This is a genomic window from Enterobacter sp. D2 (assembly GCF_034427575.1).
Classification (GTDB): domain Bacteria; phylum Pseudomonadota; class Gammaproteobacteria; order Enterobacterales; family Enterobacteriaceae; genus Enterobacter; species Enterobacter cloacae_M.
In genome coordinates this window covers 1,513,710-1,536,163 of the sequence record NZ_JAXQPP010000001.1, presented here as the reverse complement: position 1 = coordinate 1,536,163, position 22,454 = coordinate 1,513,710, and the positions used below count along the sequence as shown (strand labels likewise).

Sequence of the window (22,454 nt, the reverse complement as noted above, 5' to 3'; positions counted from 1 at the left end):
TTGCCGGGGGGGATGGATCTCTCCTTCCCGGTTTTTTCCCGTCTCGTCTTCATTTTTTTCGCAAAAATCGATAAAAATGCGTTTTGTTTTATCCGCTACAATTAACGTTTCTGGCTGACATATTATTAATCCTTAGGAAAGATCTTCAAAAGAATCAATTAAGGACAGACACGTTAAAGGATAATTTTCGCATGACAAAATTACCCCGTTTTTCATTCGCCTTTCTTCATCCCCGTTACTGGCTAAGCTGGGCCGGCATTGCGGCTCTGTGGCTCATCATGCTGCTCCCTTATCCGCTGCTGTTCAGAATCGGTCATTGCCTTGGTCGACTGGCGATGCGCCTGCTTCCCCGCCGCGTCGAAATTGCCCGCCGCAACCTGGAGCTTTGTTTCCCGGAGATGAAAAAGGCGGAGCGAGAGTCCCTGCTGCAGCGTAATTTTGAATCGGTAGGAATGGGGGTAATCGAAACCGGGATGGCATGGTTCTGGCCCGCGTGGCGGGTGAAGAAATGCTTTACCGTGCAGGGGTATGAGCACATGGAAAAGGCGCGGGCAAAGGGCAATGGCGTGGTGCTCGTTGGCATGCATTTTCTCACCCTTGAGCTGGGCGCGCGGATCTTTGGCATGCTTAATCCCGGCATTGGGGTGTATCGTCCGAATAATAACGCGCTGCTGGACTGGCTTCAGACGCGCGGACGCCTGCGCTCCAATAAAACCATGCTCGATCGTCATGATTTAAAGGGCATGATCCGCTCGCTGAAGCAAAATGAGATTTTGTGGTACGCCCCGGACCATGACTATGGCAAAACCAATAGCGTCTTTGTGCCGTTCTTTGCGGTTCCGGATGCCGCCACGACCGCTGGAAGCTATATGCTGGTCAAAAGCGCTAAGCCTGCCGTCATCCCCTTTGTGCCGCGCCGCAGGGCGGATGGCTCCGGTTACGAACTGATTATTCTTGAGGATATCAGCGAGGCGTTGCAGGGCGGCGATAAAGAAGCCGTGGCGACGCAGATGAACAGGGCAATTGAGCAGGCCGTACGCATGGCGCCAGAGCAGTATATGTGGCTGCATCGTCGCTTCAAAACGCGTCCTGAAGGGGTACCTGACCGGTATGCCCGTCTGAAACAGGCGGCAACTCGGGATGATAGTCTCTCCGCCAGCGATTTTTCTGACCGCTCAGGCATACAGCACTAAAACCACAGCGATGCCCTCACCCTGCGGTGAGGGCATGACTGGCGCTACAGCGCAGACCTGCGGTACGGCGCATAGTCCGCCTGCCACCAGGTCTTCTCAATACGCGCCATCAGCGTCTCATCATCTATCGACGGAGCCACGCCCTGTTTAATCGCGGCCCGGGCGACGGCGACGGCAATCTGGCGTGAAACCGTTTCAATCTGATCTACCGGCGGCAGCAATCCGCCTTTTTCCGTGGTGACCAGCGGAGACTGCGCGGCCAGGCTGCGGCTTGCTGCCATCAGCATCTCTTCCGTCACCCGGCGCGCGTTGCAGGCCAGCACGCCCAGCCCCAGGCCCGGGAAAATATAGGCGTTGTTACACTGGGCGATCTCGTAGTGTTCATTCTCCCAGAATACCGGGGCAAACGGGCTGCCGGTGGCCACCAGCGCGGCCCCCTGGGTCCAGGCGATAAGATCCTGCGGCTGGGCTTCCGCCCGCGAGGTCGGGTTCGAGAGCGGCATGATGATTGGGCGCGGACAGTGGCGATGCATCTCTTTGACAATCTCTTCGCTGAACAGCCCCGGCTGGCCTGAAACGCCGATCATCACCGTGGGATGCGCGTTTTTCACCACGTCCAGCAGGGAAATATTTTGCGAGTCTACCTGCCAGCTGCAAACGGCGTCGCGCGCGGTAAGCAGGTTTTTCTGGAAATCGAGCAGGTTGGTCATGTCGTCGGTCAGCAGGCCGAAGCGATCGACCATAAAGATCCGACTGCGGGCTTCGGACTCGGTCAGGCCGTCGTCCACCATCAGCGCCACAATCTTTTCAGCTATTCCGCATCCGGCAGAGCCGCTGCCCAGGAAGACCACGCGCTGGTCGCGAATGCGCGTACCAGCCGCATGCGCCGCCGCCATCAGCGTACCGGCGGTGACGGCGGCCGTGCCCTGTATATCATCATTGAAGCAGCACAGCTGGTCGCGGTAGCGCTGGAGCAGCCTGGTAGCGTTTTTCTGCGCAAAGTCTTCAAATTGCAGGAGCACATTGGGCCAGCGCGCTTTAACGGTGCTGACAAACATATCCATAAACTCAGCGTACTGGTCGTCGCTGATGCGCGGGTGGCGCCAGCCCATGTACATCGGGTCGTCGAGGTGTTGCTGATTATTGGTGCCGACATCCAGCATAATCGGCAGGGTAGAGGCCGGATGGATCCCCCCACAGGCGGTATACAGCGACAGCTTGCCAATTGGGATGCCCATTCCGCCGATACCCTGATCGCCAAGCCCTAAAATACGTTCCCCGTCCGTCACCACAATCACGCGAACGTCGTTGCGCGAAAAGCTTTGCAGCATCTCATCAATACGATGGCGATTCGGCCATGAAATAAACAGGCCGCGCGCGCGTCGATATATCGTGGAGAAATGCTCGCAGGCTTCACCGACCGTCGGGGTATAGATAATCGGTAACGTCTCTTTCAGGTGCGAACGCAGGAGGTTATAAAAAAGAGTTTCATTGGTGTCCTGAATATTTCGCAGGTATACATGACGCGAAATATCGCTTTTAAAATGACAGAACTGCACCCAGGCGCGCTCGGTTTGTTCCTCAATCGTTTCAACGTTGTGCGGCAATAACCCATGCAGATTAAAATTGTCACGCTCTTCTTTAATAAATGCGAGCCCTTTATTTAGCAGCGGATTTTCCAGCAATACGGCCCCGTTATAGGGGGTGTACAGAACTTCTTTCCGGGACATGGTTAACTCCTGAATTTTTTAAATAAAACAGATTAAGAGATGAAATAGATCATAATGCCTTCGGTCACGACCCCGACGGCAGTGCCAATTAATATGGAAGAGGATGCGGTATCAATATAGGTATCGCTGCGTAAGGCAAACATCCCCGCGGCAATAGCGGAAGGCGTTGCGCCAATAATGACGACCTGCTGCAGTAAGGTATGGCTCAGGCCAAAGGCGATCCCCGCGGCGGCCATAATTGCCGGCTGAATAAGGTTTTTAATACTGATATTGGTAAACGTCTGCACGTTCAGTTTTGGACGTTCACCGTAAAACAACAGGCCGAGGGCAAACAGGGACAGTCCGCCTGAAACTTTGCCAACCATTTCGATAGGCATGCTGAGAATAGAAGGGATTTGCACGCCGGCCAGACTGAGCAATACGCCGGAGACCGGGATCCAGACGATAGGATTGCGTGCCGCCTTGATGAGGTTTTGCACGATCATCGCGCCCGGGTGCAGCGCCTCCAGGCCATCTTGACCGTTTTTATCACCCATACGAATCAGGACGATAGTCAGGGGGATCATGATAACGCTGGTAATAATATTGCCAATCAGCACGCCGATAAATCCTTCCGGCCCAATCAAGACCGCCAGGACCGGTGCGCCAAAGTAGGCCATATCGGGAAAGGCGCAAACCAGTGACTGAATGGCGCTGGTTTTGATATCGTGGCGAAAAACGTAGCGCGAAATAAATAGCGTCAGTAAATACGACCCCATTAAACCGACAACTAAAACGGCCATAAAGGTCAGGTTCTTAATTTTATTGGGATCGGTATGCAATGCACCGATAAAAAGATGGAAAGGAAGGGCGAAACGAATCACCACGGTTGCCATGACGTTTGCATCTTCACGCCGGGAATATCCCAGTTTTCCACTTAGCCATCCAAGTAACATTATAAAGACGAGCGGAAACAGTGACTGTAATAGTAATGAAGGCATAGTATTTCCTGTAGGGTATTTTATGTGTTTTATTGCAGCGCTAATCTAGCGCTTAGAAAGCAGGGCAGGAGTGACAAGGGTCACACTCTCTCTGGTTTTATTAATTTCAAAAAGATTGCATTAGTTGGATAACTAATACTTTCGTCAAATATTGATAAGGCGCAAGAAAGCGATGCTGGTCATCATAAATAACTTTAGTTACTTAATGATGAATTAAGTTATTTAAAGATAAAGGGCCGTATTGTTCACATTTCTCCCGGCAGGCTCGTGATAATTTCATATTGAGCCTGGTTTAAGAAAAGGCCATCTAAGTCATTATTTATATTTAAAAACATTTATTCGTATCAGGAATAGCTCCAGTTTATTCCTTTCTCTGTATATCCGAACACAATTTTCAGGTGATTATATGAAAGATAATCCTGTACCGACTTCTGAGCTGTCTACCTCGCGTTTCGCCTTTGGGCTCAACAATACCGAGGTGGGCACGGTCCCGTTGATGCTGTTCGTCGGGATTGCCGCCATTGTGGCGACGTCCGCCTGGGCAGGGCTGCTGCCAAAAAATATGATTGGTGGTCTCGCGGTCATTATGACCCTCGGCTTCGCGTTTGCCAAAGTAGGGCGTCAAATCCCGGTGCTGAAAGATATCGGCGGCCCGGCGATCCTGTGCCTGATGGTGCCTTCCGTGCTGGTCTATTTTGGCGTATTCGGGAAACATACCCTTGATACCGTCCATCTGCTGATGAAAGAGGCGAATCTGCTCTATTTCGTCATCGCCTGCCTGGTGGTCGGCAGCATTCTGGGGATGAACCGGGTGCTGCTGATCCAGGGGATGATGCGCATGTTTGTTCCGCTGGTGGCGGGAACATGCATGGCCGTGCTGAGCGGCCTCATTGTGGGCTCACTGTTTGGTTATACGGCTTACCACACCTTCTTCTTCATCATTGTGCCTATTATCGGCGGCGGGATCGGCGAGGGGATTTTGCCGCTGTCCCTGGCCTATTCGGCAATACTGGGGCAGACGCCGGACGTCTACGTTGCGCAGCTGGCACCCGCTGCGGTCGTCGGGAATATCTTCGCCATTATTTGTGCGGGATCGCTGGCGCGTCTCGGCGCGAAACGTCCTGCGCTTTCGGGAAATGGCATGCTTACGCGGAGTAAAGACGACGCCAGCCTGTTTGCCGGGACGCAGAGCACGCAGCAGACGGATTTTCATCTGATGGGGGGCGGATTGCTGATGGTGTGCGCGTTTTTCATCGTCGGCGGATTGTTTGAAAAACTGGTACACATTCCCGGCCCGGTGCTGATGATCCTGATTGCCGTTCTGTGTAAATACTTCAGGGTGATTCCGGCCTCAATGGAGCACGGCGCGCATAGCTGCTATAAATTCGTCTCGGCTGCGCTGGTCTGGCCGCTGATGATCGGCCTCGGGATGTTATACGTGCCGCTTGAGAGCGTGGTGTCGGTATTCTCGGTGGGATACGTGGTGGTATGCGGTTCGGTTGTGATTGCGATGGCGCTGAGCGGCTACGTTATTGCGTCGCGTCTGAATATGTATCCTGTGGAAGCGGCCATTGTGACCTGCTGCCACAGCGGGCTGGGCGGAACGGGGGACGTGGCCATTTTGTCCGCGTCTAACCGGATGTCGCTCATGCCGTTCGCGCAGATCGCCACCCGCATCGGCGGCGCGTCGACGGTGATTTTCGCCACGCTTCTGATGGGCTGGATTATGGCGCACTGATCCGAAACGTCAGGATACTGAATCGCAACGACATTTACAGATTGTCGCTGCGGTTCAGTCCTTTATAAAACTCACCGCGCTGTATAGAATTACCGCAGCCACAGCGACGGGATACCACACGATGACCGGAAGAGTTGATTATCAGATTGAAAAATATCTCCTGACCGAAGCCGCCGAACCGGAGCGCCTGACGCGCCAGTGGGCGGAGGTGCTGGAGGAGTGCCGTGAGCAACAGTCCGGTGCGGAGGATCGTCTGCGTCTCGCGCTGCTTAATGTGGATTATGTCACCAGCTTCGAGCTGCCGTTCAGGCTGCTCCTCACCCGCGCGCCCCAGCTGATTGACGCTGTCAGAAAAGAGCTTCAGCTCAGTCAGAAAAATGTTCTGTTTAACGGCAAGCGCTTTGGCTGCGTCTATAGCCTTAAAAGGGATCTGGACGGCATACCTGACGAGTTTACCTATCAGCTGAAAACGCGTATCCAGCGCAGTGACGCGACAGGATGCAATGAAGCGCCTTACCGGCAAATTGCCCAGCAGGTTAAAGCCCCCCGCGAACGACTTAAGCTGGCGCTGGAAAATGGGTTAGCGATAACGGCACTCGACGGGCTTTTCTGGTTTGGCATTCAGCGCATCGCGGCCGATGTGCAGAGATTACGCAAAACGGGGATGAGGATCGTGACGTCCGACGCCGAGGTGTTTGATACGCTCACCAAAACAACCCGGCGGATACCTGTTTATAGCCTTGCTCGCCCGGAATGAGTGTTCGCCGCTGACCGGTCGACGGCATCAAACATGACGGAAAATTGCGGCCAGTTTTTTTACAGCGTCTTCTATCTCCCTTTCCGTGTAAGCAGCAAATCCCATCAAAAAACCGGTGGACGCGGGAGGACCTGCATATAAATTGGTAAGACCAAGTATATCAACACCCGCGCGGCGGGCGGCGGTGGCTATTTCTTTCTCGGATATGCCGTATTTCAGGTGACAAGGCATTTGCATTCCCCCCGCAGGCGTTTCACAGGTAACATATTCGGAAAGATATTCGGCCATCATGCTTGCCAGCGCGTCTCGACGAGCAACGTAAATACTCCGCATCTTACGAACATAGGCGCCAAAATGGCCCCCCTCCAGAAATTTAGCCAGCGTCAGCTGGGTTATTGAGGCGGTGTGACCATCCATTAATGTCCTCGCCATGGTAAAGGGCTCTATCAGTTCTGAGGGAACGATGGTGTAGGCAATACGTAGCCCAGGGAACAGAGACTTGGTGAACGTGCCGATATAAATTGTCCGGTTGGAAGTATCAAGCCCCTGAAGACTGGCCATAGGCTTGCCTTCGTAGTGAAACTCGCTGTCATAGTCATCCTCAATGATCCAGGCTCCGTAACGGTTTGCCCATTTAATAACCGCCAGTCGTCGGTCAAGAGAGAGCGTCACACCGGTAGGGTACTGATGAGAAGGCGTAAGGTAGATCGCCCTGGCAGGCTCGGTCAGAGAATTAAGACCGTCAACCGAGATGCCTTTTTCATCAAGAGGAACCGGAATACAGCGAAGCCCTGCAGCGTTGAACGCTTTGTGCGCCCCTTGATAGGAGGGATCCTCAATGACAATGCCATCCCCGGCGTCCATCAGCACGTGGGAACAGAGCGCAAGCGCCTGTTGAGAACTTGTCAGAACGATGACCTGTTCTGCATTCGCCCGTGTTCCGCGCTCAAGATTGACGTATTCCGCAATTGCCCGTCGCAGGCGCTCTATACCCTGTGGGGGACTTTGCTCTAATGCCTGATGCTGAAACTCCTTCAGGACCTCTCGCTGAAGACGCTCCCAGATCGGAATGGGAAACATGCGGGTTTCAGGAATGCCGGGCGCAAGGGGGCGAGGGGAGGAAAATTCTCGGATCCCGCCGCTTTCATAAACGATCTTTCCCCGGACGCTGAGTTTTGCTTTTTGTATCTCAGCGGTTGGCTGATTCTGTCGAGGACGGGGTTTTAAAAAACGCGCGCTGGAAGAGACGAAGCTCCCTCTGCCTGTTTGTCTCTCAATAAAACCTTCGGCATGCAGGCTGGAGTAGGCCGCTTCAATGGTATCCCGGGAAACGCTGAGAGAAGCCGCCAGAGCGCGTGAGGCAGGAAGGGCCTTACCGTGAGATAATACCCCTTCCAGTATCAGCGTCCGTATTGCTCTCTGGATCCTTTCATGAAGCGGTAGCGATCCGTTAGCGGGGTCGATAATCCATGCCTTAACCGTTTCAAGCTGTGCGTGCTTAAACATTACGTTGTCCACTTTTCCTGTGTGTCTTTTGATTCTAAAGCAATATTGCATGCAGAAGGATGAAAAATTGGTCTGCCTTGATGGCGAGAATTGGCGGGACAAAACGTGCCATTCAGCGAATACACTCTTCCTGAAACGAATAAACGGGTGACCAAAGAGGCAATATGAATAATACGAGCGTAATAATTGAGGCAGTTAAAGAACGTGATTTTGAAAGCTGGATGCCGCTATGGGGAAAATATCAGGCGTCTTACAACGTCGATCTGTCCGGGGCAATTACTGAACGAACCTGGCAACGATTTTTCAGCCCCGTTGAGCCGCTATTCTGCGTGGTTGCACGATGTAATGGAAACGTAGTGGGTTTTGCGCATTATCTCTTTCATCGTTCGACCTGGGCTGAGAGCGATTACTGCTACCTCGAAGATTTATACGTCTGCGAAGCCGTAAGGGGCAAACACATTGGCAAACAGTTAATAGAATATGTTCAGAGAGAAGCCAGAAAACATCATGCCAGCCACCTTTACTGGCATACGCATGAAGCCAACTATCGCGGGCAACGATTGTACGACTGGATTGCGAAGAAAAGTGGAATGATTGAATATCGTATGCAGGTTAGATAAATCCCTTCGCTGACGTAATGCCCCCTCAACTACGTACGGGGCATTTTTCAGGAAAAAACAGGCATGTCCTTATGATTTGGCCTGTAAAAGTATCTCCATCAGCCCCGGAAAGCGGGCATCCAGATCGTCTCTGCGTAACGAAATCATGTTCTCCCGCCCCTGCGGGCGCTGCCAGATAACGCCGCTGTCGCGCAGAACGCGCCAGTGGTGTGTCATCGTGGACTTCACCACGTCTTCCGGACGCAGCGCGTTACAGCTGAGTTCGCTGCCATCGGCGAGCCGGCGAATAATCGACAGCCGGAGCGGATTGCCGAGGGCAAACAGCACATTTTCCAGCAGTATTTGTTCAGTTTCAGGGTGGTTTGGGATCATCGTTTTCCTGCGTTTGGCGTCAGATTGAGCTATATCAACAATAGGTCAACCGTTAAAAAATAGTTCGATAATACTCGTACAATAGGACTATTATAGCAAACGAACGAATGCACGACCATCCTGGTCGTCACAGACAAGTCATAAGACTTAAGGAAATATCATGCCCCGACCCATCCCACTCGAACGTTATCGCAACATCGGTATCTCCGCGCATATCGATGCCGGTAAAACCACCACCACTGAGCGCATCCTGTTTTACACCGGGATGAGCCACAAGCTGGGTGAAGTACACGATGGCGCGGCAACCACTGACTGGATGGCGCAGGAGCAAGAGCGCGGGATCACGATCACCTCCGCGGCCGTCAGCTGCTTCTGGCCGGGTATGGACAGAGGTTATGAGCCGCACCGGATCAACATCATCGACACCCCGGGCCACGTGGATTTCACCATTGAGGTGGAACGTTCCATGCGCGTACTCGACGGCGCCGTGATGGTGTATGACTCCGTGGGAGGCGTGCAGCCGCAGTCGGAAACCGTCTGGCGTCAGGCCAATAAATATCACGTTCCGCGACTGGGCTTCGTCAACAAAATGGACCGTGCGGGTGCCGATTTCTTCCGCGTCGTGCGGATGATGCAGGAGCGCCTGAAGGCCAATCCGGTGCCGATTGTCATTCCGGTGGGCGCAGAAGATCATTTCACCGGCGTGGTGGATCTCATCAAGATGCGCACCATTCTGTGGGACGACGCGACGCAGGGCATGGTGTTTACCTATGCGCCCGTGCCGGACGATTTGGTCAGTACCGCCCAGGAATGGCGGGAAAAAATGGTCTCTGCGGCGGCGGAAGCCAGCGATGAACTGATGGATAAGTACCTGGAAACGGGCGACCTGACGGAAGCGGAAATTATCAAAGGGCTGCGTATTCGCACCATCTCGGGTGAAATTCAGCCGATGCTGTGCGGCAGCGCGTTCAAAAATAAAGGCGTGCAGCGCATGCTCGATGCGGTCATTGAGCTCATGCCGTCGCCGCTGGACGTGCCGGCCATTGATGGCGTGGATGAAAAAGGGCAGCACGCGGAGCGTCATCCGAGCGATGATGAGCCGTTCTCGGCCCTGGCGTTCAAGCTGATGAGCGATCCGTACGTCGGGCAACTGACCTTTATCCGCGTGTACTCTGGCGTGCTGCGCAAAGGTGACGCGGTGTATAACCCGGTGAAAGGGAAGAAAGAGCGCATCGGGCGTATCGTGCTGATGCATGCCAACGATCGTCACGAGGTGGACGAACTGCGCGCCGGAGACATCGCGGCCTGCGTTGGGCTGAAGGATGTGACTACCGGCGACACGCTCACCGATCCTAATGCAGTGATCACGCTTGAACGCATGGAGTTCCCGGACCCGGTTATCTCGCTGGCGATCGAGCCGAAAACTAAGGCCGATCAGGAGAAAATGGGGATCGCGCTGCAGCGTCTGGCGGCGGAAGATCCATCGTTTAGCCTGCATACTGACGAAGAGTCCGGCCAGACCATCATCTCCGGGATGGGTGAGCTACACCTTGAGATCATCGTCGACCGCATGAAGCGTGAGTTTGGCGTCGAGGCCAATATTGGCCGCCCACAGGTAACCTACCGTGAAACCCTGCGTAAAACGGTGAAGGATATCGAAGGTAAATTTGTTCGTCAGTCCGGCGGTAAAGGGCAGTACGGCCATGTGGTGCTGAGCCTGGAACCGCTGGAGCCCGGAAGTGGCTTTAAATTTGAAGATGCCACCAAGGGCGGCGTGGTGCCGCGCGAGTACATCCCGTCCGTTGAGAAAGGGCTGCGGGAAGCGATGAACAGCGGCGTGCTGGCGGGCTATCCGGTTGTCGATGTCAAAGCGACGCTGACGTTTGGCTCGTATCACGACGTCGACTCCTCGGAGATGGCGTTCCGCATGGCGGCGATCCTCGGCTTTAAAGAGGGCGCCCGCAGGGCGGACCCGGTGATCCTTGAGCCGATCATGCATGTGGAGGTGGAAACGCCGGAAGAGTACGCCGGCAACATCATGGGCGATCTTTCTTCCCGCCGCGGCATGGTGCAGGGGATGGCGGAGCAGTACGGAAGCCAGATTATTCGCGCTGACGTGCCGCTGGCAGAGATGTTTGGTTATGCCACGACATTGCGCTCGATGTCCCAGGGACGCGCGACGTATACGATGGAGTTCCATCATTTTGCGGAAGCCCCGCGGAATGTTGCGGATGAAATTATTGCGCGGCGTGCGAAGTAATACGGTCACCCTCTCCCAATAGGGGGAGGGTTTTCTCAATCCGGCGCCTTCACCATCTTCCCGCTCGCGACAAACGTTCCGGCCCCAAGATGATGCAGGGTATTCAGCTTATCCCCGTCAAACTGCCAGCGCCCGGCGATAAACGCGCGTTCATCGGCTGCCGCTGAAACCACTTCACCAAACAGCGTATCGTATTTTTCTGCCGCTGAGGTGACGGGTAATAACCGACACTCCATCCACGCCAGACATTTTTCTTCTATCACCGGCAGGCCAAGTTCAGGACCGTTCACCACCGGGATCCCGTAGCAGTTGAATTTGTCCTCATCGCGCCCGCTGACGCTACCGACCGCGTATGTCCAGTTGGCCGCCGCCACGCCGGGGATGACGATGCCAAACTTCCCGCTGCGCTCAATCAGCTCGCGCGACCAGGTGCTTTTATCCACGACTATTGCGATGCGCGGCGGTTCAAACTCAACGGGCATTGACCATGCGGCGGCCATCACGTTGCGTCTGTCGAGGCTTTCATCCCGACTGGTGATAAGCACAGTAGGGCCGTGGTTCAGCAGACGGCTGGCATGACGTAATTCAACAGGGCGAAAGTGGCTCATAGGGTCTCCTCATCTACACCGATGAGTATGACGAAAAAGCACGTAAATCAAAGCGGATGCGTAAAATTAGTTTATAAACAGAACATCTCAATCAAAGGAAACTGATGTATGTCCCCATTTCTGAACGCCTATTTTGTCCGCATCGGCTGGGCGCAACCGACGCGGGTGGATATCAATACCCTGCGCGCGCTGCATTTACATCACAACTGTGCGATCCCTTTTGAGAATATTGATGTTGTTCTGCCTCGCGAAATCCAGCTTGACGATCGGTGCCTGGTCGACAAGCTGGTCACCGCACGTCGCGGAGGGTACTGCTTTGAGCAAAACGGCCTGTTCGAGCGCGTCCTGCGTGAAGTCGGGTTTACGGTGCGTAGCGTGCTGGGGCGCGTGGTATTAGCGAGTCCGCCGCAAATGCCGCCGCGCACGCACCGCCTGCTGCTGGTTGAGCTTAACGGTGAGCGTTGGATTGCCGATGTCGGCTTTGGAGGCCAGACGCTGACGGCGCCGATTCGCTTGCTCGCTAATGAAGAACAAGAGACGCCGCACGGGCTGTATCGTCTGCTGAGCGAGGGGAACGACTGGGTGCTGCAGTTCCGGCACCACGAGCACTGGCAGTCGATGTACCAGTTTGACCTGACGACGCAGTATTTCAGCGATTACGTGATGGGGAATTTCTGGTCGGCGCACTGGCCGCAGTCGCATTTCCGCCATCATCTGTTGATGTGTCGCCATCTGCCGGACGGCGGCAAGCTGACGCTGACCAACTTCAACTTTACCCACTGGCGGAACGGCCATGTGGAGGAGCAGATCCATCTTCCCAACGCTGCGGCGCTATACCAGCTAATGCAGGAGCGCTTTGGTCTTGGGGTTGACGATCCGAAGCACGGCTTTACACTGTCAGAATTGACGGCGGTGATGGCAGGGTTTGATACACATCCTCAGGCCGGGAAATAATACGCAGGCCGGGTAAGGCGTCGCCGCTACCCGGCAACATCACTGCTTAGACGGCGTATTAAACAACTCGAGCGTGATTAATTTATCAAGATGGTTGTTAAAGGCGGCTTCGTCCATTTCGGGCATGTTTAAGATATACATTCCGTCAAGACCGCACACCAGACCAATCAAGCGCCAGGCAATATTTTCCGCCCGATCGCCCGGATTTAATGCCCCGGCCTCCGTTCCCGCTTTGATAAGCGCCACCGTTTCCTGGTGCCACATCTCCATGGTCATCACATAGGCGCCTTTGATGTCGGCATCGCGGCTGGCCAGGATCTGCGCCTCACGCCACAGGCGAATATAGGGCTCAAACCTCCCGTCATCGCTGCCGAGCATGGCATGAAGCTGTTCCCGCCAGCCGGCCTGTTTACCCGCGACATCCGCATCCAGCAGCTCGCGAATTAGCCGTACGAAGGCCAGCGATTTTAGTTCGCCGCCGGACGTAAAATGATGATGTACCTGGCCGGTGGCGACTCCGGCCTCGGCGGCAATACGGCGTACCGTCATTGCAGCCAGTCCTTCAGCCAGCGCCACGCGCATGGCGGCCTGTAAGATGGCTTCCCGCCGTTCATCCTTGCTCAGATATCGCATGTTTACTCACTCTCAATGGGAATGAAACGAGTGTAACAAAAAGCTGGACATGCGTTCAACTTTACGTAGGATCGCATCCTGGACATGTGTCCATGTTTTAAAAGAAAAGGAAATTTATGTTTCGTCAGTGGTTAGCGTTAGTGATTATCGTGCTGGTGTATATCCCGGTGGCGATCGACGCGACGGTGCTGCACGTGGCGGCGCCGACATTGAGCATGACGCTGGGCGCCAGCGGCAATGAATTGCTGTGGATCATCGATATTTACTCGCTGGTGATGGCGGGAATGGTGCTGCCGATGGGCGCCCTGGGTGACCGCATTGGTTTTAAACGACTGCTCATGATTGGCAGCACGCTGTTTGGCCTGTCGTCGCTGGCGGCAGCATTTGCCCCGTCAGCAGGGTGGCTGATTGCGGCGCGCGCCTCGCTGGCAATCGGCGCGGCGATGATTATTCCGGCCACGCTTGCCGGGATCCGCACGCTGTTTATCGACGCGCGGGATCGTAACATTGCGCTCGGCGTCTGGGCTGCGGTGGGCTCCGGTGGCGCGGCGTTTGGCCCGCTGATTGGCGGTATGCTGCTCGAGCATTTTTACTGGGGATCAGTCTTTTTAATCAACGTGCCGATCGTGCTGGTGGTGGTTTCGCTGGCCGCGCGTTTGGTGCCTCCTCAGCAGGGGCGTCCGGAGCAGCCGCTGAATATCAGCCATGCCATTATGCTGATTGTGGCGATTTTGCTGCTGGTCTACAGTGCGAAAACCGCGCTAAAAGGCGTCCTGTCGCCGTGGGTGGTCGCGTCCGCGCTGGTGACCGGCTCGGTGCTGCTGTTTATCTTCGTGCGTATTCAGCTCCGCGCCCGCGTGCCGATGATCGACATGCGTCTGTTCTGCCATCGTATCATTTTGAGCGGCGTGGTGATGGCGATGACCGCCATGATTGCCCTGGTCGGGTTTGAGCTGCTGATGGCCCAGGAGCTGCAGTTTGTTCATGGCTTTACGCCGTTTGAAGCGGGAATGTTCATGCTGCCGCTGATGGTGGCGAGCGGGTTTAGCGGACCGATCGCGGGTGTGCTGGTGGGTCGTCTCGGTCTGCGCATTGTGGCGGCTGGCGGAATGGGGCTCAGCGCCGTCAGCTTTATCGGCCTGTCGATGCTCGACTTCAGCACGCAGCAGCTGCTGGCTTCTGCCCTGATGGTTCTGCTCGGCTTCAGCGCCGCCAGCGCGCTGCTGGCCTCGACCTCGGCGATTATGGCCGCTGCGCCGAAAGAGAAAGCCGCCGCGGCAGGGGCGATTGAAACCATGTCCTATGAGCTGGGCGCCGGGCTGGGGATCGCCATCTTTGGTCTGCTGTTGACCCGCAGCTTCTCGGCGTCGATTGACCTGCCGCAGGGGCTGAACGCCTCGCTCGCAGATAAAGCCTCGTCATCCATTGGTGAGGCGATGAAGGTGGCGCAGGATCTGACCCCGACGCTGGCGGAGTCGGTGATTGAGGCGGCGAAAAGCGCGTTTATCACTTCGCACAGCGTGGCGCTGGGCAGCGCGGGCGGAATGCTGCTGCTGTTGGCAGTGGGGATCTGGTTTAGCCTGGCGAAGGCCAGGCCGCAGTAATACAGGGCGCGCGGTTGGCGCGGGTGGGGCAGATGGGCTATGTTTTTTAAAGGATTATCTGACTCTTGCTGGAAAATATGAGCCCTCGCCACAGCAGTGAACCGTCCCAACCGCTCTCCCGGTTAACCCTGCTTGCAGGAGGCGCGCTGGGCGTCGTTTTTGGTGATATCGGCACCAGCCCGCTCTATACCTTCCGCACGGTGCTGTCGCTCTCTGAGCATGACCCTACGCCCGGCGTCATCCTGGGCCTGCTCTCCCTGATTACCTGGACACTCATCCTGGTAACGTCCATAAAATATGCCGCCTTTGCCATGCGAATTGATAATCATGGCGAGGGGGGCATCATGGCCTTAATGTCGCTTCTGGTGGAGAAAGGCAAAGGCGGGCGCTGGGTGATTTTTTCCGCCCTTATCGGTGCCGCTTTAATTTACGGTGACGGCGCGATAACCCCGGCTATCTCCGTGCTTTCTGCCCTTGAAGGGCTGGAGATGGTCATTCCTGAATCTCAGCCGTACATATTGCCCCTGACGGTGGCGGTCCTGCTGGCGCTGTTTCTTCTTCAGCCTTTTGGTACTGCTCGCATAGGGAAAATATTTGGCCCGGTTATGGCGGTTTGGTTTTTGGCGATTGCTGCGCTGGGCGTGCGGGGGATCGTTCAACACCCGTCGGTATTGCTGGCCCTCAACCCTGCGTACGGCATCGCGTTTTTGTTTTCGAACGGGTACACCAGTTTTCTGGTCCTGGGCGGCGTTTTTCTCTGCGTGACGGGTGCCGAGGCCCTGTATGCAGACATGGGGCATTTTGGCAAAAAGCCCATCTGGCTTGCCTGGTACGGCATCGTCTTTCCTTCGCTGCTGCTCAACTATGCCGGCCAGTCAGCGCTGATTCTGGCCGGTGCCGACAGCAAGCAAAACCTTTTCTACACGCTCTGTCCGCCTGTGCTCCAGGTTCCGCTCATCATTCTTGCCGCGCTGGCGACGATAATCGCCAGTCAGGCGATTATCACCGGCGCTTTTTCCATGACGCGCCAGGCCATACAGCTTGGCTGGTTACCCCGATTACGCATCAAGCAGACGGCGGCGGAAAGCTACGGTCAGATTTATATCGGGATAATCAACTGGCTGCTGATGGGGGTAACCATCGGGCTGGTGGTGTTCTTTAAATCCTCCGATAAGCTCGCCGCCGCGTACGGCATTGCCGTGTCGTTAACCATGCTGATGACCACGGGGCTGCTGTTTGTGGCAATGCGCGAAGTGTGGCGCTGGAGCCTGGCCAGCAGCGCGGTGATTGCCCTCTGCTTCCTGGTGATTGATGCCACCTTCTTATTTGCCAATCTGATTAAGGTCCTGGAGGGCGGCTATATTCCGCTGCTGATGGCCGCAGCGATTTGTACGGTGATGCTGATCTGGCATCGCGGCGTCAAGGCGGTATCCGCATCGGTGGGCGAGAAGGGCGTCAGCGTGGATGCGTTCTTTGCCCAGCTTCAGCAAAAGACGGTGCCAAGAGTGGCTGGCTCCGCCGTCTTTTTGACCCGGACACAGAACAATATTCCGCCGGTCATGCGCTGGCACGTCGCGCGAAACCGGGCGCTACAGCAGGATGTGTTGTCGCTTACCATTGATATTCTGAATGTGCCATACGTGGGGGAAGAACAACGCATCAGGGTAGAGCAGCGGGCGCCGGGCTACTGGCACGGCGTGGCGCAGTATGGCTTTATGGAACACCCGGATATCCCGCGTTTGCTGCAGGGTGTCAGCGAGATTAACGCGCTTTTTGCCACGGACGACGCCACCTGGTATGTCGGGCATGAAACCATTGTCGCAGGCGAGGGTGAGGCAGGCATGGCGGCCTGGCAACGACACATCTTTGCGTTCATGAAGCGCAACTGTACGCACGTCATCAACCACTATCACCTTCCCAGCGATCGGGTTGTCGAAATCAGCCGACGCGTTGCCGTGTAGATTCTGGCGAAAGCAGAGCTCGTCTGCTTTCGCACCGTTCTATCTCTCAAGGGCCGCGGACAGAACGCTATGCAATAACACGTTCGCCCCTTTCTCCGACCACTCCGGCAGGATCCTCTCCGCTTCGTTATGGCTGATGCCTTTCACGCAGGGGATAAAGATCATGCTGGCAGGCGCCATTTTGCTGACATAGCAGGCGTCGTGTCCCGCACCGGAGACCATCGGTTTCGACGAATAGCCCAGTTCCGCCACGGCCTTCTCCGAACGCGCCAGGCATTCGGCATCAAACGCGATGGGCGCGTAGTCAAAAATGCGCTCAACGGCAGCAGCGACGCCGCGCAGGCTGAGGCTTTCAGCCACCTTATGCAGTGCCGCTTCCATGGATTCAAGCGCCTGCTGCATAGGGTGGCGAAACTCAACGCTGCATTCCACGCGAGACGGCACAACGTTGCGCGAGTTTGGCGTAACCTTCGCCATACCGATCGTCGCGCGTCCGTCCGGCGCATGCCGATAGCCAATCTCTTCCACCTTCAGCGCCAGCTCTGCGAAGGCGGTCAGCGCGTCGCGGCGGCTGTGCATCGGCGTCGTGCCCGCGTGGGCGGCGAATCCGTCCAGCGTCAGGGTAAACCAGCGCTGGCCCATTGCCGCGCGGACTAACCCGATATCAATGGCTTCATCTTCCAGGATCGGACCCTGTTCGATGTGCAGTTCGTAGCAGGCGTGAACGGGAAACGAACGGGCAGGGGTTTCACCCCGGTAGCCAATGCTCTCCAGCGCTTCGCCCACGGTAGTGCCTTCGTTATCCGCGCGGGCATGCGCGTATGCTTCGCTAAACTGTCCCGTCCAGACCCCTGAAGAGAGCATGGCCGGCGCAAAGCGCGCGCCTTCTTCGTTAGTCCAGTTCACCAGCACAACGTCACGTTCAGTCTCAACGTTATGGTCGTTAAGGGTTCGCAGCAGCTCCAGCCCGGCCAGCACGCCGTAAACCCCGTCGTAGTTACCGCCCAGCGGCTGGGTATCCACATGTGAACCCGTCATGACCGGGGCAAGCTGCGTGTTTTTCCCCGCGCGACGGATAAACATATTGCCCATGCTGTCGACGTCGCAGGTGAAACCCGCGTCCAGCGCCCAGTCGCGCAGCAGGTTACGCGCAATACGATCTTCCTCGCTCAGCGCCAGACGGGTCACGCCGCCGGCGGGCGTGCAGCCGATCTGCGCCATCATCTCAAGCGTTGACCACAGCCGTTCGGCGTTAACGCGGATCATGGCTTGTCCTTACTGCTGCGGTAGCGGAAATCACAGCACGAACCGCCCTGCATGATGGTAGTCGTGCGGGTCAGCTTCACGTCCGGCGCATAGCCAACGATGAATTTTTCATCGCGCGCGCAGGAGAGCAGATGACCAATCTCTCCCAGCCCCATCTCGTGATACATCTCCGCGTAGCGGCAGCGGGTCACGTTGTAGTTGTACTGCTGGTCGTCGGCGTCGATCACCTTCACGTCAAGCGCGTTATCTTTTTCCCACAGATACTGCAGGGCGATGAAGCTCTTTACGTCCGTGCCGTTGGGTTCTTTGCTGGCAAACGCTTTGCCAGCGTCAATCGCGGCCTGCTCAATGGCCTCGCCAATGACCGCCTGGGCGCGGGGTTTCCCTATCTCGCGCACCAGGATTTCATAAATTGGCTTTATAATTTCTGCTTCAATTTTGCGGCGGGCGAGAATGCCCAGCTCGTTATTATCACTCATCACATTGCCCTCGCTGCGTTACTTCGCTTTTGCGCCACCCAGCACGGTTTGCGGCTGCCATTTGCCGTCGACAACTTTGTAAACGGTGAAGGACGGCGATTTCAGGTTACCTTCTTTATCAAACGCGATCTGTCCGGTGACGCCGGAGTAGCCGATGGCGCGCAGGGCGGGCAGATAGTCGGACGGCTCAACGGAGTCTGCTTTTTCCATCGCCGCAACCAGCACGCGGGTGGCGTCATAGGCGAACGGGGCGTGCAGTTCGATATGGGTGTGGTAGCGCGACTGATAAGCCTGTTCGAATGCCTTTCCACCCGGCATCTGGTCAACGGGCAGACCCGGCTCCAGCGCGACCACGCCTTCGCCTTCTTTCTGCGCCAGCTGCAGGAACGTCTGGCTGACAAATCCGCCTGCGCCCATCAGCGTAGCGTTCATGCCCAGCTGTTTGATACGACGAGCCAGTGGCGCTGCCTGGCTGTCGACGCCGCCGAAGAAGATCAGATCGGCGTTTTTACTGCGGATGGCGGTCAGCACGGCGCTGAAGTCCACCGTTTTGTCATCAACGTACTGACGATCGACAACCTTCACGCCCTGCGCTTCAAGCGATTTAATAAACTGGTCCGCCAGTCCCTGACCAAAGGCGGTACGGTCGTCGATCACCGCAATGCGTTTGGCTTTCAGCGTATTAACCGCGTACTGACCGGCTAGCTGACCGCCGTCGTCGTCGTGGCCCATCACGCGGAAGCTGGTATCAAAACCCTGTTTGGTATAGGCGTGACCGGTCGCGACCGGTGCCACCTGCGCGATGCCCGCATCGTGATAGATACGTGCGGCAGGAATGCTGGTACCGGTGTTCCAGTGGCCGACAACACCCGCCACGCCGCTATCCACCAGACGCTGCGCCACGGCCACGGCGGTGCGCGGGTCGGACTGATCGTCTTCGGACTGCAGTTTGAAGGTCACCGCTTTGCCGCCGATGGTCGGGTGCTGCTTGTTAATGTCGTCAATGGCCAGCTGCGCGCCGTTCTCCAGATCCTTACCGATACGGGCAGACGGGCCGGTGAGCGGGCCTGCCAGACCGATAACCACGGTTTCACCGTCGACTGCCCAAGCGGCCGTCGAGGCAAAACTGCCGAGGAGGATAGCGGCGCTGAGCGCACTGATTTTTACTGTTTTCATTGTTTTTCCCTGATGTTGGCTGGTGTTGTTAAACGGGCATTTCGCCCAAATAAATCTGTGCAATCTGGTCATCATTGAGCAGCGCTTTCGATTCGCCGTGATGGACGATGCTGCCGCTGTCCATCACCCACGCGCTGTCGGTGACTTCCAGCGCGAGACGGGCGTTTTGTTCGATAAGCAGCAGGGCAACGCCGCGTTCGCGCAGCCCGGCGATAACGGCAAAAATGTTCTCGACCATCTTCGGGGCAAGGCCCATCGAAGGTTCGTCGAGGATCAGCAGCCGCGGGCGGCTGAGCAGGGCGCGGTTAAGGGCCAGCAGCTGTTGCTCGCCACCGGACAGCAGCCCGGCAAGCTGATGCTGGCGCTCGCCCAGGCGCGGGAAGCGCTCGAAGATCTCGTTCATCTCGCGCCTGACGGTGACAGTGTCACGCCTGAGCCAGGCGCCCATCTGCAGGTTTTCCAGCACCGTCATTCGGGAGAAGATCCCCCGGCCTTCCGGGACCATCACCAGTCCGTCACGGAGCAGGGTTTCGGGCTTGTGCTTACGCACCGCTTTACCGTTGAATTCAATACGACCGCTAAAGTTTTCCAGCCCGGTAATGGCGCGTACGGTGGAGCTTTTCCCCGCGCCGTTCGCGCCGATCAGCGTAGCCTGTTCGCCCTCGCGCAGGGTAAAAGAGACATCGCGTACGGCCTGAATACCGCCGTAATGCACGTCCACACGTTCCACCTTCAGTAATTCAGACATGGGCGTTGCCTCCAAGCCAGGCGGCGATCACTGCCGGGTCGCGACGCACGCTCTCCGGCGTGCCGCTGGCGAGTGTTTTGCCGTAATCAAGTACCGTCAGGCGATCGCAGATGCCCATCACCAGCTTGACGTCATGTTCAATCATCAGCAGGGTTATGCCGTCATCGCGCAGGCGGATAAGCAGCTCGCCGAGCGCCACTTTTTCCGCCGCGTTCATCCCCGCGGCGGGTTCGTCCAGCGCCAGCAGCAGCGGATCCGTTGCCAGCGCGCGGGCAATCTCCAGACGGCGCTGATGGCCATAGGCCAGATCGCAGGCGCGGTAGTGGGCGAACTTCGCAATGCCGGCGTACTCAAGCCAGTGCCAGGCCAGCTCCCGGGTCTGTTTCTCTTCTTCGCGAGCGCGTTTGTGGCGGCTCAGCGCGGCCCACAGGCCGTTACGGGTGCGCACGTGGCGACCCACCATCACGTTTTCCAGCACCGACATGTCGTTAAAGAGGCGCACGTTCTGAAACGTGCGGGCAATCCCGGCGGCGGTGACTTTCTCAATGTGCTTTGGGAAATAGGGCTTGTCGGCAATCGAAAATTCACCGCTGTCCGCCGGATAAAGCCCGGTGATCAGGTTAAAACAGGTGGTTTTTCCCGCCCCGTTAGGACCAATCAGGCCGTAGATCTCACCCTTGTTCACGGCGATCGAAACGTCATCCACCGCGGTAAGACCGCCGAAGCGTTTGGACATATTGCGTACGGTTAACAGGCTCATGTATTCACCTCCTTGTGGCGTACCGGCCAGATCCCGGCAGGACGCACCAGCATGACCAGCACCAGCGCCAGGCCGTAGAACAGCTGACGCAGCACTTCCGGGTCAATCAGTATCGTACCGAACAGCGCCTGCTGAACCGGAGCTGCCTGACTGCGCAGCAGTTCCGGCAGGGAGGTAAGCAGTACCGCGCCGAGGATCACGCCCGGAATGTGTCCCATCCCGCCCAGCACCACCATCGCCAACACGGCAATGGATTCCTGTAACGTGAAGGATTCCGGGGAGACAAAGCCCTGAAACGCGCCGAACAGGGCACCCGCCACGCCGCCAAAAGAGGCACCCATCGCAAATGCCAGCAGCTTATAGTTACGCACGTTGATGCCCATCGCGCGGGCCACATCCTCATCTTCACGGATGGCGTGCCAGGCGCGGCCAATACGAGAATGCTGCAGGCGCAGGCAGACAAAAATAATCGCCACAATCACCAGCATCAGCAGGTAGTACCACAGCCACAGGGCGGGCACTTTGAAACCAAACCAGTGGTATACGCCGCTGAACTTCATGCCGAACAGATTCAGCGTATCCACCCCGGTAATGCCCTTTGCACCGTTGGTGATGTTCACCGGACGGTCGAGGTTGCGCATCAGGATGCGGATGATTTCGCCAAAGCCGAGGGTCACTATCGCCAGGTAGTCCCCGCGCAGCTTCAGCGTGGGAGCGCCCAGTAAAATGCCGCAGACCGCAGCGACGAGCGCCGCCAGCGGAATAATCAGCAGATATGAGGTGTGCAGCCCGTCCGGGAACCAGACGTTGAGGATCGGCAAAACCTCCAGCAGGTGTGGCGAGGCCATCAGCGCGGCGAGATAGGCGCCGACCGCGTAAAAGGCGATAAACCCCATATCCAGCAGGCCGGTATAGCCCACCACAATGTTAAGCCCCAGCGCCAGCATGATGTAGAGCAGGGCAAAGTCGATAACGCGTACCCAGTAGTTGCCGCCAAGCTGCGTGGCTACCACGGGGGCAACCAGCAGCGCGAGGCAGAACAGAACCATGCCTGACCAGAATTTGCCCGTCGCCGCCGGGGTTTGTAGTTGAAGCGTTGTCATTGTTTC

20 protein-coding genes are annotated in these 22,454 nt (G+C 56.5%); 8 read left to right on the top strand and 12 right to left on the bottom strand.

The features are described 5' to 3' along the window. Positions 1-191: 191 nt before the first annotated feature. Positions 192-1,193 (top strand): Kdo(2)-lipid IV(A) acyltransferase, encoded by a 1,002-nt coding sequence (locus SPG90_RS07440; protein WP_322408063.1) that lies wholly within the window; start codon positions 192-194, stop codon positions 1,191-1,193. A gap of 44 nt (positions 1,194-1,237) precedes the next feature. Here SPG90_RS07440 and SPG90_RS07435 read toward each other — a convergent pair whose 3' ends face one another. Together SPG90_RS07435 and SPG90_RS07430 are read right to left on the bottom strand one after the other, a co-directional pair. After that, the gene (locus SPG90_RS07435) at positions 1,238-2,923 is read right to left on the bottom strand and encodes an NAD-dependent malic enzyme (protein WP_047063576.1); all 1,686 of its coding nucleotides are present in this window, start codon (positions 2,921-2,923) and stop codon (positions 1,238-1,240) included. 32 nt (positions 2,924-2,955) lie between these two features. Next, positions 2,956-3,903: an AEC family transporter gene (locus SPG90_RS07430; protein ID WP_126303389.1), complete on the bottom strand. Its 948-nt coding sequence runs from the start codon at positions 3,901-3,903 to the stop codon at positions 2,956-2,958. Between the two features lie 406 nt (positions 3,904-4,309). On the opposite strand from SPG90_RS07430, the gene SPG90_RS07425 reads away from it, so the two are divergent. Further along, positions 4,310-5,641, top strand: coding sequence for a 2-hydroxycarboxylate transporter family protein (locus tag SPG90_RS07425; protein ID WP_322408062.1), 1,332 nt, complete (start codon positions 4,310-4,312; stop codon positions 5,639-5,641). Positions 5,642-5,762: 121 nt separating this feature from the next. Next, positions 5,763-6,398 carry a helix-turn-helix domain-containing protein gene (locus SPG90_RS07420; protein WP_045399993.1) on the top strand — a complete coding sequence of 212 codons (636 nt, stop codon included), beginning with the start codon at positions 5,763-5,765 and terminating at the stop codon, positions 6,396-6,398. A gap of 27 nt (positions 6,399-6,425) precedes the next feature. On the opposite strand, the gene SPG90_RS07415 is transcribed toward SPG90_RS07420, so the two are convergent. Then, complete coding sequence (locus tag SPG90_RS07415) at positions 6,426-7,904, bottom strand: PLP-dependent aminotransferase family protein (protein ID WP_322408061.1); 1,479 nt, start codon at positions 7,902-7,904, stop codon at positions 6,426-6,428. Between the two features lie 164 nt (positions 7,905-8,068). Between SPG90_RS07415 and SPG90_RS07410 the strand changes: the two genes are divergently transcribed. After that, positions 8,069-8,524, top strand: a complete 456-nt coding sequence (locus SPG90_RS07410; protein ID WP_322408060.1) for a GNAT family N-acetyltransferase — start codon at positions 8,069-8,071, stop codon at positions 8,522-8,524. A 69-nt stretch (positions 8,525-8,593) separates the two neighbouring features. Here the strand turns inward: SPG90_RS07410 and SPG90_RS07405 are convergent, their stop codons facing one another. Next, a complete protein-coding gene (locus tag SPG90_RS07405) occupies positions 8,594-8,896 on the bottom strand; it encodes an ArsR/SmtB family transcription factor (protein ID WP_047174471.1) in 303 nt (100 codons plus the stop codon). 160 nt (positions 8,897-9,056) lie between these two features. On the opposite strand from SPG90_RS07405, the gene fusA reads away from it, so the two are divergent. Beyond that, positions 9,057-11,156: an elongation factor G gene (gene fusA, locus SPG90_RS07400; protein WP_322408059.1), complete on the top strand. Its 2,100-nt coding sequence runs from the start codon at positions 9,057-9,059 to the stop codon at positions 11,154-11,156. Positions 11,157-11,191: 35 nt separating this feature from the next. Here the strand turns inward: fusA and SPG90_RS07395 are convergent, their stop codons facing one another. Then, complete coding sequence (locus SPG90_RS07395; protein WP_029741093.1) at positions 11,192-11,764, bottom strand: flavin reductase family protein; 573 nt, start codon at positions 11,762-11,764, stop codon at positions 11,192-11,194. 108 nt (positions 11,765-11,872) lie between these two features. Here SPG90_RS07395 and nhoA point away from each other — a divergent pair, with 108 nt between their 5' ends. Next, a complete protein-coding gene (gene nhoA, locus SPG90_RS07390) occupies positions 11,873-12,718 on the top strand; it encodes an N-hydroxyarylamine O-acetyltransferase (RefSeq protein WP_322408058.1) in 846 nt (281 codons plus the stop codon). Between the two features lie 39 nt (positions 12,719-12,757). Here the strand turns inward: nhoA and SPG90_RS07385 are convergent, their stop codons facing one another. Continuing rightward, positions 12,758-13,351, bottom strand: a complete 594-nt coding sequence (locus SPG90_RS07385) for a TetR family transcriptional regulator (protein WP_045399983.1) — start codon at positions 13,349-13,351, stop codon at positions 12,758-12,760. 116 nt (positions 13,352-13,467) lie between these two features. On the opposite strand from SPG90_RS07385, the gene SPG90_RS07380 reads away from it, so the two are divergent. Both SPG90_RS07380 and SPG90_RS07375 read left to right on the top strand, forming a co-directional pair. Then, positions 13,468-14,955 carry an MFS transporter gene (locus SPG90_RS07380; RefSeq protein ID WP_126303381.1) on the top strand — a complete coding sequence of 496 codons (1,488 nt, stop codon included), beginning with the start codon at positions 13,468-13,470 and terminating at the stop codon, positions 14,953-14,955. Positions 14,956-15,032: 77 nt separating this feature from the next. After that, complete coding sequence (locus SPG90_RS07375; protein ID WP_023311950.1) at positions 15,033-16,916, top strand: potassium transporter Kup; 1,884 nt, start codon at positions 15,033-15,035, stop codon at positions 16,914-16,916. 39 nt (positions 16,917-16,955) lie between these two features. Here SPG90_RS07375 and SPG90_RS07370 read toward each other — a convergent pair whose 3' ends face one another. Genes SPG90_RS07370 through SPG90_RS07345 form a run of 6 tightly spaced genes read right to left on the bottom strand, consistent with a single transcriptional unit; the run spans position 16,956 to position 22,448 of the window. After that, entirely contained in the window at positions 16,956-18,182 is a 1,227-nt protein-coding gene (locus SPG90_RS07370; RefSeq protein ID WP_047174467.1) for a Zn-dependent hydrolase, read from the bottom strand. Next, positions 18,179-18,661, bottom strand: coding sequence for an L-2-amino-thiazoline-4-carboxylic acid hydrolase (locus tag SPG90_RS07365; protein ID WP_047174466.1), 483 nt, complete (start codon positions 18,659-18,661; stop codon positions 18,179-18,181). Before SPG90_RS07365 ends, SPG90_RS07370 begins: the two co-directional genes overlap by 4 nt. Positions 18,662-18,679: 18 nt before the next feature. Next, on the bottom strand, positions 18,680-19,837 hold the full coding sequence (locus tag SPG90_RS07360) for a branched-chain amino acid ABC transporter substrate-binding protein (protein WP_163353857.1): 1,158 nt from the start codon (positions 19,835-19,837) through the stop codon (positions 18,680-18,682). Positions 19,838-19,865: 28 nt separating this feature from the next. Further along, complete coding sequence (locus SPG90_RS07355) at positions 19,866-20,585, bottom strand: ABC transporter ATP-binding protein (RefSeq protein ID WP_045399974.1); 720 nt, start codon at positions 20,583-20,585, stop codon at positions 19,866-19,868. Beyond that, positions 20,578-21,345 carry an ABC transporter ATP-binding protein gene (locus tag SPG90_RS07350; RefSeq protein ID WP_047174464.1) on the bottom strand — a complete coding sequence of 256 codons (768 nt, stop codon included), beginning with the start codon at positions 21,343-21,345 and terminating at the stop codon, positions 20,578-20,580. Before SPG90_RS07350 ends, SPG90_RS07355 begins: the two co-directional genes overlap by 8 nt. Beyond that, on the bottom strand, positions 21,342-22,448 hold the full coding sequence (locus SPG90_RS07345) for a branched-chain amino acid ABC transporter permease (RefSeq protein WP_322408057.1): 1,107 nt from the start codon (positions 22,446-22,448) through the stop codon (positions 21,342-21,344). The genes SPG90_RS07350 and SPG90_RS07345 overlap by 4 nt, the downstream gene beginning before the upstream one ends. Between the last annotated feature and the right edge of the window lie 6 nt (positions 22,449-22,454).